The organism is Citrobacter portucalensis, assembly GCF_023374935.1.
Lineage (GTDB): Bacteria > Pseudomonadota > Gammaproteobacteria > Enterobacterales > Enterobacteriaceae > Citrobacter > Citrobacter portucalensis.
This window is the reverse complement of record NZ_CP092466.1, coordinates 1,057,215-1,072,094: the sequence shown is the minus strand read 5'-3', so window position 1 is coordinate 1,072,094 and position 14,880 is coordinate 1,057,215. Positions and strand designations below refer to the sequence as shown.

General features: G+C 52.3%; 14 protein-coding genes and 1 pseudogene. 11 read left to right on the top strand and 4 right to left on the bottom strand.

The features are described from left to right. Positions 1–45 precede the first annotated feature (45 nt). The 5 genes and pseudogenes from hypB (at position 46) to flhA (ending at position 5,594) form a co-directional block, all read left to right on the top strand. Complete coding sequence (hypB, locus tag LY264_RS05060) at positions 46–918, top strand: hydrogenase nickel incorporation protein HypB (protein ID WP_003037409.1); 873 nt, start codon at positions 46–48, stop codon at positions 916–918. Continuing rightward, positions 909–1,181, top strand: a complete 273-nt coding sequence (gene hypC / locus LY264_RS05055) for a hydrogenase 3 maturation protein HypC (protein ID WP_003037411.1) — start codon at positions 909–911, stop codon at positions 1,179–1,181. The genes hypB and hypC overlap by 10 nt, the downstream gene beginning before the upstream one ends. Then, on the top strand, positions 1,182–2,303 hold the full coding sequence (hypD, locus tag LY264_RS05050; protein ID WP_048225268.1) for a hydrogenase formation protein HypD: 1,122 nt from the start codon (positions 1,182–1,184) through the stop codon (positions 2,301–2,303). Then, positions 2,300–3,310: a hydrogenase expression/formation protein HypE gene (gene hypE, locus LY264_RS05045; RefSeq protein WP_048225272.1), complete on the top strand. Its 1,011-nt coding sequence runs from the start codon at positions 2,300–2,302 to the stop codon at positions 3,308–3,310. The genes hypD and hypE overlap by 4 nt, the downstream gene beginning before the upstream one ends. 218 nt (positions 3,311–3,528) lie before the next feature. Continuing rightward, positions 3,529–5,594: pseudogene (flhA, locus tag LY264_RS05040) on the top strand (formate hydrogenlyase transcriptional activator FlhA). Positions 5,595–5,688: 94 nt separating this feature from the next. Here flhA and LY264_RS05035 read toward each other — a convergent pair. Then, positions 5,689–6,033 (bottom strand): nitrous oxide-stimulated promoter family protein, encoded by a 345-nt coding sequence (locus LY264_RS05035; RefSeq protein ID WP_048225278.1) that lies wholly within the window; start codon positions 6,031–6,033, stop codon positions 5,689–5,691. A gap of 187 nt (positions 6,034–6,220) precedes the next feature. On the opposite strand from LY264_RS05035, the gene LY264_RS05030 reads away from it, so the two are divergent. The 6 genes from LY264_RS05030 to LY264_RS05005 all read left to right on the top strand — a co-directional run bounded on the left by LY264_RS05030 (position 6,221) and on the right by LY264_RS05005 (position 12,261). Next, positions 6,221–7,138 carry a metal ABC transporter substrate-binding protein gene (locus tag LY264_RS05030; protein ID WP_048225280.1) on the top strand — a complete coding sequence of 306 codons (918 nt, stop codon included), beginning with the start codon at positions 6,221–6,223 and terminating at the stop codon, positions 7,136–7,138. Further along, positions 7,135–7,950: an iron/manganese ABC transporter ATP-binding protein SitB gene (gene sitB / locus LY264_RS05025; protein WP_048225283.1), complete on the top strand. Its 816-nt coding sequence runs from the start codon at positions 7,135–7,137 to the stop codon at positions 7,948–7,950. The genes LY264_RS05030 and sitB overlap by 4 nt, the downstream gene beginning before the upstream one ends. Positions 7,951–7,952: 2 nt before the next feature. Continuing rightward, positions 7,953–8,810 (top strand): iron/manganese ABC transporter permease subunit SitC, encoded by an 858-nt coding sequence (gene sitC, locus LY264_RS05020; protein ID WP_008785642.1) that lies wholly within the window; start codon positions 7,953–7,955, stop codon positions 8,808–8,810. Next, a complete protein-coding gene (gene sitD / locus LY264_RS05015; protein ID WP_048225286.1) occupies positions 8,807–9,658 on the top strand; it encodes an iron/manganese ABC transporter permease subunit SitD in 852 nt (283 codons plus the stop codon). The genes sitC and sitD overlap by 4 nt, the downstream gene beginning before the upstream one ends. Positions 9,659–9,821: 163 nt before the next feature. Beyond that, complete coding sequence (locus tag LY264_RS05010) at positions 9,822–10,544, top strand: cysteine hydrolase family protein (RefSeq protein ID WP_081365275.1); 723 nt, start codon at positions 9,822–9,824, stop codon at positions 10,542–10,544. Positions 10,545–10,638: 94 nt separating this feature from the next. Continuing rightward, complete coding sequence (locus LY264_RS05005; RefSeq protein WP_048225289.1) at positions 10,639–12,261, top strand: serine hydrolase; 1,623 nt, start codon at positions 10,639–10,641, stop codon at positions 12,259–12,261. Between the two features lie 59 nt (positions 12,262–12,320). Here the strand turns inward: LY264_RS05005 and LY264_RS05000 are convergent, their stop codons facing one another. Genes LY264_RS05000 through LY264_RS04990 form a run of 3 tightly spaced genes read right to left on the bottom strand, consistent with a single transcriptional unit; the run spans position 12,321 to position 14,876 of the window. Further along, positions 12,321–12,680, bottom strand: coding sequence for a hypothetical protein (locus LY264_RS05000; protein ID WP_003825861.1), 360 nt, complete (start codon positions 12,678–12,680; stop codon positions 12,321–12,323). Next, complete coding sequence (locus LY264_RS04995) at positions 12,664–13,188, bottom strand: chemotaxis protein CheW (RefSeq protein ID WP_032944769.1); 525 nt, start codon at positions 13,186–13,188, stop codon at positions 12,664–12,666. Before LY264_RS04995 ends, LY264_RS05000 begins: the two co-directional genes overlap by 17 nt. An 11-nt stretch (positions 13,189–13,199) precedes the next feature. Then, positions 13,200–14,876: a diguanylate cyclase gene (locus tag LY264_RS04990; protein ID WP_048225292.1), complete on the bottom strand. Its 1,677-nt coding sequence runs from the start codon at positions 14,874–14,876 to the stop codon at positions 13,200–13,202. Positions 14,877–14,880 lie beyond the last annotated feature (4 nt).

Genomic DNA, 14,880 nt, shown 5'->3' with positions numbered 1-14,880 from the left:
ATCCGGCAACAGATGTATCGCAAGTAAAAAGATCAGGAGTGAGCGATGTGTACGACATGTGGTTGCGCTGAAGGCAACCTATATATAGAGGGTGATGAGCATAATCCCCACTCGGCGTTTCGCAGCGCGCCATTTGCCCCGGCGGCTCGTCCGGCGCTGAATATTACCGGTGTGAAGACCTCAAATTTCACACCGAGCCAGACCGAAGAAGGCGATTTGCACTACGGTCACGGTGAGGCCGGAACCCACGCACCAGGTATGAGCCAACGCCGTATGCTGGAAGTGGAAATTGACGTACTGGACAAAAACAACCGCCTCGCCGAGCGCAACCGTGCCCGCTTTGCGGCCCGTCAGCATCTGGTGCTGAACCTTGTTTCAAGCCCGGGCTCTGGTAAAACTACCCTGCTGACCGAAACGCTGATGAAGCTGAAAGATAGCGTGCCGTGCGCCGTTATTGAAGGTGACCAGCAAACGGTGAACGATGCCGCCCGTATTCGCGCCACAGGCACACCCGCCATTCAGGTCAACACCGGTAAAGGTTGCCACCTCGACGCACAAATGATTGCTGACGCCGCGCCGCGTTTGCCGCTTGACGATAACGGTATTCTGTTCATTGAAAACGTCGGCAACCTGGTCTGCCCGGCCAGCTTCGACCTCGGCGAGCGCCATAAAGTGGCCGTGCTTTCAGTAACCGAAGGTGAAGACAAACCGCTGAAATACCCGCATATGTTTGCCGCCGCATCGCTGATGCTGCTCAACAAAGTGGATCTACTGCCGTACCTCAATTTTGACGTTGAAAAATGCATTGCCAGCGCCCGGGAAGTGAACCCGGGGATTGAGATTATCCTAATTTCCGCCACCAGTGGTGAAGGGATGGATCAATGGCTCTCCTGGCTGGAGACGCAGCGATGTGCATAGGTGTTCCGGGTCAAATCCGCACCATTGATGGCAACCAGGCCAAAGTCGACGTTTGCGGTATTCAGCGCGACGTCGACCTGACGCTGGTCGGTAGCTGTGATGAACATGGCCAACCGCGCCTCGGCCAGTGGGTACTGGTCCACGTCGGTTTTGCCATGAGCATCATTAATGAAGCTGAAGCGCGCGATACGCTCGACGCGCTGCAAAACATGTTTGACGTTGAGCCGGATGTCGGCGCGTTGCTGTACGGCGAGGAAAAATAAATGCGTTTTGTTGACGAATACCGCGCACCAGAACAGGTGATGCAGTTGATAGAGCACCTGTGTGAACGTGCCGCCCACCTCTCCTACACGGCTGAACGCCCGCTGCGGATCATGGAAGTTTGTGGTGGTCATACCCACGCTATCTTCAAATTCGGGCTCGACCAGTTGTTACCGGAAAACGTGGAGTTTATTCATGGTCCGGGTTGCCCGGTTTGCGTTCTGCCGATGGGCAGAATCGACAGCTGTGTAGAAATTGCCAGCCATCCAGAAGTAATTTTCTGCACCTTTGGCGACGCTATGCGCGTCCCGGGTAAGCAAGGCTCACTACTACAGGCCAAGGCGCGTGGTGCGGATATCCGCATCGTCTACTCACCGATGGATGCACTGAAGCTGGCGCAGGAAAACCCAACGCGTAAAGTGGTGTTCTTTGGCCTGGGTTTTGAAACCACAATGCCAACGACTGCTATCACCCTGCAACAGGCAAAGCAGCGTGACGTGCAGAACTTTTACTTTTTCTGCCAGCACATCACGCTTATCCCTACGCTGCGCAGCCTGCTGGAACAGCCGGACAACGGTATCGACGCCTTTTTAGCGCCGGGCCACGTCAGCATGGTGATTGGCACCGACGCCTACAACTTCATTGCTTCAGATTTCCATCGCCCGCTGGTGGTCGCCGGTTTCGAACCGCTTGATCTCCTGCAAGGCGTAGGGATGTTAATTGAGCAGAAAATTGCAGCCCAAAGCCAGGTAGAAAACCAGTACCGCCGCGTGGTACCGGATGCCGGTAACGCGTTAGCGCAGCAGGCCATTGCCGAGGTGTTCTGCGTCAATGGTGACAGCGAATGGCGCGGTCTGGGCGTTATCGAATCCTCTGGCGTTCACCTGACGCCGGACTATCATCGCTTTGATGCCGAAGCACATTTCCAGCCAGCGCCGCAGCAGGTATATGACGATCCGCGCGCGCGTTGTGGGGAAGTGCTGACGGGCAGATGTAAACCACATCAGTGCCCGTTATTTGGCAAAACGTGTAACCCGGAGACCGCGTTTGGCGCCCTGATGGTCTCCTCAGAAGGCGCATGTGCCGCCTGGTATCAGTATCGTCAGCAGGAGTGTGAAGCATGAGCAGCGTACAACTCGCCCACGGTAGCGGCGGTCAGGCTATGCAGCAGTTGATCAACAGTCTGTTTATGGAGGCTTTCGCGAATCCGTGGCTGGCGGAACAAGAAGATCAAGCGCGTCTGGAACTGGCACAACTGGTGGCAGAAGGCGACCGTCTGGCGTTTTCAACTGACAGCTACGTTATCGATCCGTTGTTCTTCCCCGGCGGCAATATCGGCAAGCTGGCCATCTGTGGTACGGCTAACGATGTCGCGGTCAGCGGAGCTATTCCACGCTACCTCTCCTGCGGTTTTATCCTCGAAGAGGGTCTGCCGATGGAGACACTGAAAACCGTTGTTAACAGCATGGCAGCAACCGCGCGCGAAGCAGGCATCGCCATCGTGACTGGCGATACCAAAGTCGTGCAGCGTGGTGCAGCAGACAAACTGTTCATTAACACTGCCGGAATGGGGGCAATTCCCGCCAACATTCACTGGGGTGCACAGACTCTCGGCGTGGGTGATGTGCTGCTGGTCAGTGGTTCGCTTGGCGATCACGGCGCAACCATCCTTAACCTACGCGAGCAATTGGGTCTGGATGGCGAACTGGTCAGCGACTGCGCGGTGTTAACACCTCTTATCCAGACGCTGCGTGATATTCCTGGTGTGAAGGCGCTGCGTGACGCCACCCGTGGCGGCGTGAATGCGGTGACGCATGAGTTTGCCGCATCATGTGGATTTGGTATTGAGCTGTCTGAAGCGGCCCTGCCCGTGAAGCCTGCGGTGCGTGGCGTTTGCGAGCTGCTGGGTCTGGATGCGCTCAACTTTGCCAACGAAGGCAAACTGGTGATTGCCGTTGAGCGTCAGGCCGCTGAAACCGTACTTGCCGCGCTGCGCGCGCATCCGTTAGGGTGCGATGCTGCAATGATTGGTGAAGTGGTCGAACGCAAAGGTGTTCGTCTTGCCGGACTCTACGGCGTGAAACGAACCCTCGATTTACCACACGCCGAACCATTACCTCGTATATGCTAGCAGCCGGTTGGCAGCATGCTGTAGGCCGGATAAGACGCATTTGCGTCACTATCCGGCATTAACGCTGCATAACGCCTGATGGCGCTTTGCTTATCAGGCCTACGGATTGCGTGACCAGCGAGTTTGCGGTCAGCCATCCGGCAATAATTTACGACTTATACCTATAATTCATTTACCGTTTTCGCACCGTTCTGCGGTGCTTTCCCTGGAAAAGCAATATGTCGTATACACCGATGAGTGACCTCGGACAGCAAGGCCTGTTCGATATTACTCGTACATTATTACAGCAGCCCGATCTCCCGTCTCTTAGCGAGGCGCTTTCGCAGCTGGTCAAGCGTTCAGCGCTGGCCGACTGCGCGGCTATTGTCTTATGGCAGGCACAAACGCAACGTGCGCGTTATTTTGCAACGCGTGAAAATGGTAGACCCATCGATTATGAAGACGAAACGGTGCTGGCACATGGTCCGGTACGCCGCATTTTGTCTCGCCCTGATGCGTTGCACTGCAACTATCATGAGTTTACGGAAACATGGCCACAATTGGCTTCAGGTGGACTGTATTCTGAATTTGGCCACTACTGCCTGCTGCCACTGGCGGCAGATGGGCGCATCTTTGGCGGTTGCGAATTCATCCGTAACGAAGACCGTCCGTGGAGTGAAAAAGAATATAACCGTCTACAGACCTTCACTCAGATAGTCGGCGTCGTTGCTGAACAAATTCAAAGCAGAGTCAGCAACAACGTCGATTACGATCTGCTGTGTCGTGAGCGTGACAACTTTCGCATCCTGGTCGCCATCACCAATGCCGTGCTCTCCCGACTGGATATTGATGAGCTGGTCAGCGAAGTCGCCAAAGAGATCCACCACTACTTCGACATCGATGCCATCAGCATCGTGTTACGCAGCGATCGCAAAAATAAACTCAGTATCTATTCCACTCACTATCTGGATGAACATCATCCGGCACACGAACAGAGTGAAGTGGACGAAGCGGGAACGCTCTCTGAACGGGTCTTCAAAAGCAAAGAGATGCTGCTGATCAACCTGAGCGAACGTGACATCCTTGCCCCTTACGAACGGATGCTGTTCGAAACCTGGGGCAACCAGCTACAAACCCTGTGTCTGCTACCAATACTATGCTCGGCGTACTCAAGCTGGCACAGTGCGAAGAGAAAGTTTTCACTACCGCCAACCTCAAGCTATTGCGCCAGATTGCCGAGCGTGTGGCAATTGCCGTGGATAACGCGCTAGCCTACCAGGAAATTCACCGCCTGAAGGAACGTCTGGTCGATGAAAACCTGGCGTTGACTGAACAACTCAACAACGTAGAGAGTGAGTTCGGCGAAATCATTGGTCGCAGCGAAGCTATGTACAGCGTACTCAAGCAGGTCGAAATGGTGGCGCAAAGCGACAGCACCGTCTTGATTCTGGGTGAGACCGGAACGGGTAAAGAGCTGATCGCACGAGCCATTCACAACCTGAGCGGACGTAACGCCCGCCGGATGGTGAAGATGAACTGCGCGGCAATGCCTGCCGGATTACTGGAAAGCGATCTGTTTGGTCATGAGCGTGGCGCGTTTACCGGTGCCAGCACGCAGCGGATTGGTCGTTTCGAGCTGGCAGATAAAAGTTCGCTGTTCCTCGATGAAGTTGGCGATATGCCGCTGGAGCTTCAGCCTAAGCTACTGCGGGTTCTGCAAGAGCAGGAATTTGAACGTCTGGGCAGTAATAAGCTGATCCAGACCGATGTCCGTTTGATCGCCGCCACCAACCGCGATCTGAAGAAGATGGTTGCCGATCGCGAATTTCGTAACGATCTGTATTACCGACTGAACGTCTTCCCGATCCATCTGCCGCCGCTGCGTGAGCGCCCGGAAGATATTCCGCTGCTGGTAAAAGCCTTCACCTTTAAAATTGCTCGTCGGATGGGACGCAATATCGACAGTATTCCCGCCGAGGCTCTGCGCACGCTGAGCTGTATGGAATGGCCGGGTAACGTGCGTGAGCTGGAAAACGTGGTAGAACGTGCGGTTCTGCTTACCCGGGGCAACGTGCTGCAACTATCCCTTCCGGATATTGCCCCTTTGACGCCGTCTACGCCTCCGGTGGCAACCGAAGTCGCGCAGGACGGTGAAGATGAATACCAGTTGATTATGCGCGTACTGAAAGAAACCAACGGGGTGGTTGCCGGTCCCAAAGGCGCGGCACAAAGGCTGGGGCTGAAACGTACAACGTTACTCTCACGCATGAAGAGATTAGGCATTGATAAGGATGCACTGGTTTAACTGATTGCCCGATAGCGCTACGCTTATCGGGCCTACATGACGGAGGCGTTTACCTCGTAGGCCGGATAAGGCATCGCCGCCATCCGGCATAGAATTACTTCTTCCGCTGGTACTTCTCCGGTAACTCCGGCACTGGACGTTTGTCATCAATCAGGTGACGTACGGTCAGAATCGGGTGACGCCAGAGCATTCTCGGTCCAGCCCAACGCATAATTTGCTTCATCTCTTCGCGTTTAGCAGGTTGATAACAGTGCACAGGACACTGTTTACAGGCCGGTTTTTCCTCACCAAATACGCACTTGTCGAGGCGTTTTTGCGCATAGGCAAATAACGCATCGTAATGCCCCGGCTCGTCTGAAGCCTGCGGACACTGGCTCTCGTAGAGCGAAATCATTCTCTGGATCGTCATTTTTTCACGTGCAATGCGTTTGCCGGCCATGATGCCTCCACAATTAAGTTGCATAAATAATACACCTTAGCTAAGCACAGAACTATTACCTGAAGGTGATACATCCTTAGCAACCTACGCAAATAAGAATTATTTTCATTTGTTTATGCCATGTGCTATATAACATAGCAAAGGCTATATTCGATGATAAATTAACCACCTTGTTGCGAGGGATACTATGCCGCATCTGCCCCATCTGAAGTCATTTCTCCTTGCCAGCGTGTTAACAGCGCTGACGCTGTCACCCGCCTGGGCGAAAGAAAAATTCAAAGTGGTAACCACCTTTACGGTGATTGCCGATATGGCAAGCAATGTAGCAGGTGACGCGGCGGACGTTAGTTCTATCACCAAACCGGGGGCTGAAATTCACGAATATCAACCAACTCCAGGCGATATCAAACGGGCGCAAGGCGCACAGCTTATTCTCTCCAACGGTCTAAACCTCGAACTATGGTTTGCCCGCTTCTACCAAAATTTGTCCGGCGTACCTGAAGTGATGGTCTCAAACGGCGTGCAGCCAATGGGCATCAGCGAAGGGCCGTACAACGGTAAACCAAACCCGCATGCCTGGATGTCAGCGGAGAACGCGCTGATCTACGTGGATAACATTCGTGATGCGCTGATCAAATACGATCCGGACAATGCCGCAACCTACCAGAATAATGCGCAGAATTATAAAGCGAAAATCCAGCAGACTCTGGCGCCACTGCATACAGAACTGGCAAAGCTCCCTGCTGATAAACGCTGGCTGGTCACCAGCGAAGGCGCATTCTCTTATTTAGCTCGTGATAACAATCTCAAGGAGCTGTATCTGTGGCCGATCAATGCCGATCAGCAGGGTACGCCCAAGCAGGTACGCAAGGTTATCGATGCCATCAGAGAGCATCATATCCCAACGGTATTTAGCGAAAGCACCGTGTCCGACAAACCAGCGCGTCAGGTTGCCCGTGAGTCTGGCGCGCATTACGGCGGCGTGCTGTATGTCGATTCGCTCAGCACTGCCGATGGTCCGGTACCGACCTATCTGGATTTACTGCGCGTCACCACGCAAACCATTGTTAACGGCATCAACAAGGGTCTGGAGAGCCAACCATGAGTCACTCTGCGATTACCGTAAATCAGGTTACGGTGACGTATCGCAACGGTCATACCGCATTGCGGGACGCCACTTTTCAGGTTCCGGGCGGCTCAATTGCCGCTCTGGTCGGCGTAAACGGTTCGGGAAAATCAACGCTTTTTAAAGCGCTGATGGGTTTTGTCCGCCTGGCGCAGGGGGAAATCTCAATTCTGCAACAGCCGGTAAATAAGGCGCTCAAACAGAATCTGATCGCCTATGTCCCCCAGTCAGAAGAGGTGGACTGGTCGTTTCCGGTACTGGTGGAAGATGTGGTGATGATGGGACGCTTTGGCCATATGGGCTGGCTGCGTCGACCAAAACAAATTGACCACGCCTGCGTAGATGCGGCGCTGGCGCGGGTTGATATGCTGGATTATCGCCATCGTCAAATAGGTGAACTGTCCGGTGGGCAGAAAAAGCGTGTTTTTCTGGCAAGAGCCATCGCGCAGGACGGGCAGGTTATTTTACTGGATGAACCCTTCACAGGCGTGGATGTAAAAACCGAGGCCCGGATCATCGACCTGCTGCATGAACTGCGTGATGAGGGTCGAACCATGCTGGTCTCTACCCATAATTTGGGATCCGTCACCGAGTTTTGTGATTACACGGTGATGATTAAGGGCACGGTGCTGGCAAGTGGACCCACCGAAACCACCTTTACCCCCGAGAATCTCGAACTGGCATTCAGCGGCGTACTGCGTCACGTTGCGCTGAGCGGCGGTGAACAGCACGTAATTACCGATGATGAACGCCCGTTTATTTCGCGACGCACGGCAAACGAGGGGGAATAACCATGAACTGGCTAACGGAGCCGTTTGGCTACCAGTACATGCTCAACGCCATGTGGGTCTCGGCGATGGTCGGTGGCCTGTGTGCGTTTCTCTCCTGCTATCTGATGCTCAAAGGCTGGTCGCTGATTGGCGATGCGCTGTCGCACTCTATCGTGCCGGGCGTGGCAGGCGCTTATATGTTAGGGCTTCCCTTCGCGCTTGGCGCATTCCTTTCCGGCGGACTGGCGGCGGGCAGTATGCTGTTTCTTAATCAACGTTCGCGCCTGAAGGAAGATGCGATTATCGGACTGATTTTTTCGTCTTTTTTCGGTATCGGGCTGTTTATGGTGTCGCTCAATCCGATGTCGGTGAACATTCAGACCATCATTCTCGGCAACGTGCTGGCGATTGCGCCAGAAGATATTCTGCAACTGGCCATCATCGGCGTTATCTCGCTGACTATCCTGTTTTTGAAGTGGAAAGATCTGATGGTGGTCTTTTTTGATGAAAACCACGCGCGGTCTATCGGTCTGAACCCGGGCCGGTTGAAGCTGTTATTTTTTACGCTGCTCTCCGTTTCCACGGTCGCCGCGCTGCAAACCGTCGGCGCATTTCTGGTGATTTGCCTGGTGGTTACGCCCGGTGCAACGGCCTGGCTGCTGACCGATCGTTTTCCACGCCTGCTCACTATCGCCGTAGCTATTGGCAGCCTGACCAGCTTTTTCGGCGCCTGGCTGAGCTACTGGCTGGACGGTGCAACCGGCGGAATTATTGTCGTTCTGCAAACGCTGCTGTTCCTGCTGGCATTTGTCTTCGCGCCAAAACACGGTCTGCTGGCTAATCGCCGCCGCGCCCGTCTGGTGAACAAGGAGTCAGTATGATCTTAGCAACGCTGTTGGAACCCTTTCAGTTTGGTTTTATGGTCAATGCGCTGGTCATCTCCACCATTGTCGCCGTGCCCTGCGCGCTGCTGTCTGTATTTTTAGTACTCAAAGGCTGGGCGCTGATGGGCGATGCAATGAGCCACGCGGTTTTCCCGGGAATTGTACTGGCGTGGATTGCGGGCATCCCACTGGCAATTGGCGCATTTATCGCCGGGCTGTTCTGTGCGGTGGCGACGGGTTATCTCGACGATAACAGCCGCATCAAACGCGATACCCTGATGGGAATCGTCTTTTCCGGCATGTTTGGTGCAGGACTGGTGCTGTACGTCTCTATCCAGTCAGAAGTCCATCTCGATCATATTCTGTTCGGCGACATGCTGGGCGTATCGTTCAGCGACATCATACAAACCGCGGTTATTACGCTTGGGATAGCGCTTATTATTGGGCTTAAGTGGAAAGATCTGCTGCTGCATGCGTTCGACCCGCATCAGGCAAAGGCCAGTGGGCTTAACACTGCACTGCTACATTACGGCCTACTGTGCATGATCGCCCTGACGATTGTCGCCACGCTAAAATCAGTAGGGATTATTTTGTCGATCTCCTTACTGATTGCGCCTGGCGCCATTGCGATTTTAATGACGCGGAAATTTTCCCACGCCTTGTGGCTGGCGGTGATTATTTCGGTCGTTACCTCGTTTATGGGCGTGTACCTGTCTTTTTTCATCGACAGTGCACCGGCCCCCACCATCGTCGTACTATTTTCACTACTGTTTGTGATGACCTTTATTTATTCCACCCTGCGCGATCGTCGTTTAGAACGGCGACGCCAGCAATACGACCTCTGACGGAGTGGGCAGTGATATGCCCGCTATCGTTATTAGAATACGTAATGACAATATTCCCAGCGTCCTGAACAAATGCCCCGTTCTGAAACCATGCCATATTTACCAGCGCTATTTAATAATCAGATAGTCACTATCACATTAGATAAAAATACAGGTAAATTTTATGAGCAAGATGAGCATGTCTGAAATCTATTCTGAACCAGAGGCCTATGGCTTACCACGCAAAGGTATAACACTTAATAATAAGGAAGCTGCGTTGGTGGTAGTCGATCCACAGATCGATTTTTTAAGTCCTCAGGGTATTGGCTGGGAGGTTTTTAAAGACAGCATTATTGAAAATAATACTGTAGAAAACCTCGAGACGTTGTTCAAAATGGCAAAAGAAGCACAACTGCCTGTTTTTATTTCTCCACATTATTACTTTCCGCACGACCATAAATGGCAATCTACCGCACCGGGAGAAACATTTATGCACGGCACTGGAATGTTCAATCGTAAAGGTCCACTGACGATGGAGAATTTTGAAAATTCCGGCGCAGACTTTTTACCGCAGTTTAAGCCATATATTTATGATGGCGAAACGGTCATTGCCTCACCGCATAAGATTTTCGGACCAGAAACCAACGACCTGGTACTGCAATTAAGAAAACGCGGTGTCTCACAGGTCATTCTCGCCGGTATGGCTGCCAATCTGTGTATTGAATCCCATATGCGTGAATTGATTGAGCAAGGTTTTGAAGTTGTCGTCGTTAAAGATGCGACAGCGGGTCCGCGCATTCCGGAAGGTGACGGTTATCTCGCCGCTCTAACCAACTACCGCATCATTGCCAATGATTTATGGGACACCGACACCACGGTTGAAAAGGTAAAGGCAGCAGCTAAGTAATAGCTATGAGTACGGTTACCGAGGGTAATTGTATGTACAACATCGCTCATCCATTAGCCATCAAAATAAATTTCATTAAGCGCGGAGCTTTTCCATGAATCTTAAGTTAAAGGTTATTTCGGCATGTATTTTACTTTCCATGTCAGTTTCAGCTACTCAGGTGTTGGCCGCTGCCAATACAAATGAGACTACTTACTTAGTTAACCGTGGTGATCCACAATTAAAGGTCAACGGCAAATATATCGATCAGATCATTGCCGAGGTAATGGCGAAAAATAATCTGCCGGGTTTATCCATGGCGATTGTTCAGGCGCCTTATATTCCGCGCTCAGCGGGATACGGTCTGGCAACGGCAGCCAATGATGAGCTTGCTTCCACCAAAACCATGTGGGGAATTGGCCCTATCACGCAGGCTTTTACTGCAGTCGCAGTAATGCAACTGGTAGAGCAAGGCAAATTGGATCTTAATACTCCTGTGAGTGTTTATTTGCCTGGCCTGCCGGAAAGCTGGCATAACATTACGATTCTGGAATTAATGCAGCACTCATCCGGGATCCCTGATTTCAGATCTTTCGGCTATAAACAAGAGCAAAAATATACACCTGCGCAGCTGGTGGATCTTGTTAAAGATAAACCGCTCGAATTTAAAAACGGCACGGATATCAACTCCAGCGCAACCGACTTTATCCTGTTAGGTATGGCTGTCGAGAAAGTCAGCGGAATGAGTTACGTAGACTTCGTCAACAAATACCAAATTGCGCCGTTAGGTCTGCAAAGCACCATGTTCGCAAAAGACATGCCAACGAAAGCATTCCTTGATCGCCCGACGCCTGACAAGCAACACAATCAGCATTCGAAATTTAAGTCAGAAATTGACTGGATCAACCCTGTTGAGCCTGCAACAGGTTACGTCGCAGCGGGTGACAAACTGGCGCCTGTCAGCGCGATCGCCACTGATAATCTGTACGCCTATGGTGGTCTGTGGTCGTCAGCGGAAGACATCAGTAAGTGGGATATCGGTCTTGCCGGCAGCACGCTGGTTAAAGACAAAAAGCTGCGCGACATTATCTATAGCCCGGCAAAACTGAAAAACGGCAAAGTCGTGCCTGCCATGGCCGGCTGGGAATTTACCCGCCATCCTGGTTTTCTGGAAATCAAAGGAACCACAGGTGGCTTTAGCGCCTATCTGAGCCGCTTTACCGCCGGTGATGAACTGGTTTGCGTGACAATGCTGACCAATAAAGAAGGCGTAGACATGACTCAGGTGGCTCGTGATATCGCTGAAGCCTATAAAACCGGGCTGGGTTCTGGGTTAAATTCAGAGAAGATCAAAAATCAGGAAAGTAAATTCTCTGTCGATGAAACGGTCTCCCGACTGAAAGCCATTCTGAAAAGCGAAGGCGTTCCGGTATTCACCGAAATTGATCACGAGAAAAATGCCGAGGGCGCGGGAATGAACCTGAGGCCAACGAAAGTCCTGGTATTTGGTAACCCTAAAGTCGGCACAAAACTGATGCAGGATAAACAGGGGGTCGCGCTGGATCTGCCGTTACGCGTCTCCGTATGGCAGGATAAGAACGGGCGAGTTTGGGTCGGTTATGAAAACCTGGATGACGTAGCAAAAACCTATGATCTTCAGGACAAGCAGACCATTGATAAGATTGACAACTTTATGACTAAGCTGGTCAGTCGGGCTGTTGATGCTTATATCCAGTAACGGGATATAGCACTCCCAGTCTTCTCATGCTGCGGGACCGTTAAAGCTCCCGCAGCGTGTCAGCGCCAGCTTAATAGCGGGCTAAACGCCTCGCGGCCCACCAGGGCACGAAGCGCAGGCAGATGACAGTTACGCGCCAGAAGCGGAGGTACGGCAAAAATAATGTCGCCGGACAGCATCACATTCTCAAGTTGTCCCCACAGGTACCAGCCAGTTTCAACGCCACTGTCCGGGACGCGTAAATGCAAATGCCATCCCTCCTGCGGCTCATCAGCAATCCCCAGCCATTGGCTAAATCGGGGGATTTCAGGCACAACCTGAGTCACTAACGAACACACACCAACCTGGTTTGCCGGTATATACAACGTTAGCGCTCCCAAAGTAATACGTACCGCCGCCAGATTAGTGGGAGCCGTCATAACCGCTGGTCTCCTGATAACGCTCAAAGACCAGATTCAGATCGAGCAGCGTGTACCAGGTTTCCATCACGTTAACCACCCCCACAGCGATGCTTTGTAACGCCGGGGGCAACGAATCTCCTGGCAAATGAATCTGGCTTTCGGCGACTTCCAACACATCAATCAGTTTATCTATCAGGATCCCACTTTGCATTTTCTCGGCGCATCCAATCAAAATAGTGCGCTTACCTGCCGAATTGACGGTAGGTTTATCGATCAGGCTGTCCAGTCTCATTACCGATTCCACCCGTCCACGATAGTTGATGACCCCTTCAAGCATTGGCGCGCAACAGGGAACCCAGGAGATCGGGCGCTCAGCAAGGATCTCTTTAATTTGCGCCCCATAGAAGGCAAAATTTTTACCCGCCAGTTGAAATAACACCAGCGTACGCTGGGGTTCATCAACGTTTTCACACTCCGGTTTTTCACCATGGTTCAGCGCAAGAATCTGCTCCAGCTGTTGGCTCATATTGACTCCTTTTACTCGGCAATGCAGAAAGTATTACGGCCATTTTGTTTCGCGGCATACAGCGCCTGATCGGCGCGTTCGCGTAGCGTTTCAATCCGATCGCCAAACTGCCACTGGGCAATACCCGCGCTGAAGGTACTGTGAAAACTGGCGTCGTTAACGGAAAATGTGACCTGCTCGTAATCCCTGCGCAATCGTTCGACCACGCGTGCGGCCTTGTCACTGCTGGTGTTGGGCATAATGATGACAAACTCTTCACCACCGTAACGGCCAACGATATCGGTGCTGCGTAATCGATGAGAGAACAACTGCGAAATACCGACAATTACCTGGTCACCGACCGCATGACCGTAGGTATCGTTAACGCTTTTGAAGCGATCCAGGTCCACCATTACCATACAAAATGGGTTGCCGCTGTAGTTCGACTCGGCAATCGCGCTTTTGAGAAAATGGGTGGTCGTTGAGTGGTTATATAACCCGCTCAGACTGTCCTGCGACATGCGGGCACGCAGGACGCGCATTCTTTCCGCGCGGATCGATACGGCGCGGATCAGCTCCTCAGGGTCGCTCTGTTTGAGGATAAAATCCTCCGCGCCAATGCTCATTGCCCCCAACTGCGCATGCTTGTTGGTCTCGCTGGAGAGATAGGCGATAGGCAGGCCAATATGCTGCGGTATTTGGCGAATCAGTTTTGTCAGTTCCTCACCGCTGAATTCCGGCATGTGGTAATCCATCAACACCAAATCGATCGGCTGTGCATTCAGTACATGCAGTAGATAGTGAGGTTTTTCCAGCACATGCACTTCCATGCCCGCCATGCGCAGCATCTCCGCGTTGTATTCCGCCACCGCGGGTTCGTCATCAATCAACAATACCTGGTAAGGCTTTTTCAGCGACGGTTGAGTCAGGCGATGAAGTTCCTGGACTAAATCGGTGATAGACGCAGGTTTTACGTAGTAGCCATCGCAGCCAGATTTGATGGCGTTGACGCGGGCATTGAAATCGCTATGACACGAGAGGAACAGCACAGGGAAAGGTTTGCCCACTTTTTGTTTCAAATCCGACATTGCCAGCGGTCCACCGTAGGCGTTGTCCGGAAAGCTAACATCCATAATCACCACGGCGGGCGGTTGCGACAATACGGCCTGAGTGAAATCCTGCGTGTTCGCGAACACATGGCAGGTAAAACCAAAACAGCGCAGTTGGGTCGCGAGCAGCTCGACCTGGTCAATATCATCATCACACAGGTAGATAGGCTTACTGGCCCGCCGAACATATCCCTCTTCCGGGCGCTGCGCGGTGATCGGTAATGTGAACTCCGTATCGCTGATACGATGTTCAAGATTGAGCTGCTCCTGGGTCAGGGTGTACAACCACCTGATGATTCGTCGCAGCTCATCGTAATGCAATGTGCTTTGCTCTATTTCCGGCTCTGTTAGTAAACGCTCACCTTCTGCTGAGGCATTCGCCAGCGGGCTAAAGCCAAAGGACCCTGCCGAACCGTGAATACTGTGCAGCAGGATATGTAGCTGTTTGCGACAGGCTTCGCTAGGCTCTGCGACCAGTTGAACGAGTAATCTTTCCGCTTGTGCCAGCATGTCGGGAATTCGGCGTAGAAACCCCTGCCGCAAACGCGCTATTTTTTCCTGCGCTACCGCCATCGCTATATGCTTATTTTCTTCTTTCATCAAA

Excerpts from the sequence above, each read along its gene's own strand:
- hypB (WP_003037409.1), top strand. The coding sequence starts at position 46 with ATGTGTACGACATGTGGTTGCGCTGAAGGCAACCTATATATAGAGGGT.
- hypC (WP_003037411.1), top strand. The coding sequence starts at position 909 with ATGTGCATAGGTGTTCCGGGTCAAATCCGCACCATTGATGGCAACCAG.
- hypD (WP_048225268.1), top strand. The coding sequence starts at position 1,182 with ATGCGTTTTGTTGACGAATACCGCGCACCAGAACAGGTGATGCAGTTG.
- hypE (WP_048225272.1), top strand. The coding sequence starts at position 2,300 with ATGAGCAGCGTACAACTCGCCCACGGTAGCGGCGGTCAGGCTATGCAG.
- LY264_RS05035 (WP_048225278.1), bottom strand. The coding sequence starts at position 6,033 with ATGGCCGGCAAACGCATTGCACGTGAAAAAATGACGATCCAGAGAATG.
- LY264_RS05030 (WP_048225280.1), top strand. The coding sequence starts at position 6,221 with ATGCCGCATCTGCCCCATCTGAAGTCATTTCTCCTTGCCAGCGTGTTA.
- sitB (WP_048225283.1), top strand. The coding sequence starts at position 7,135 with ATGAGTCACTCTGCGATTACCGTAAATCAGGTTACGGTGACGTATCGC.
- sitC (WP_008785642.1), top strand. The coding sequence starts at position 7,953 with ATGAACTGGCTAACGGAGCCGTTTGGCTACCAGTACATGCTCAACGCC.
- sitD (WP_048225286.1), top strand. The coding sequence starts at position 8,807 with ATGATCTTAGCAACGCTGTTGGAACCCTTTCAGTTTGGTTTTATGGTC.
- LY264_RS05010 (WP_081365275.1), top strand. The coding sequence starts at position 9,822 with ATGAGCAAGATGAGCATGTCTGAAATCTATTCTGAACCAGAGGCCTAT.
- LY264_RS05005 (WP_048225289.1), top strand. The coding sequence starts at position 10,639 with ATGAATCTTAAGTTAAAGGTTATTTCGGCATGTATTTTACTTTCCATG.
- LY264_RS05000 (WP_003825861.1), bottom strand. The coding sequence starts at position 12,680 with ATGACGGCTCCCACTAATCTGGCGGCGGTACGTATTACTTTGGGAGCG.
- LY264_RS04995 (WP_032944769.1), bottom strand. The coding sequence starts at position 13,188 with ATGAGCCAACAGCTGGAGCAGATTCTTGCGCTGAACCATGGTGAAAAA.
- LY264_RS04990 (WP_048225292.1), bottom strand. The coding sequence starts at position 14,876 with ATGAAAGAAGAAAATAAGCATATAGCGATGGCGGTAGCGCAGGAAAAA.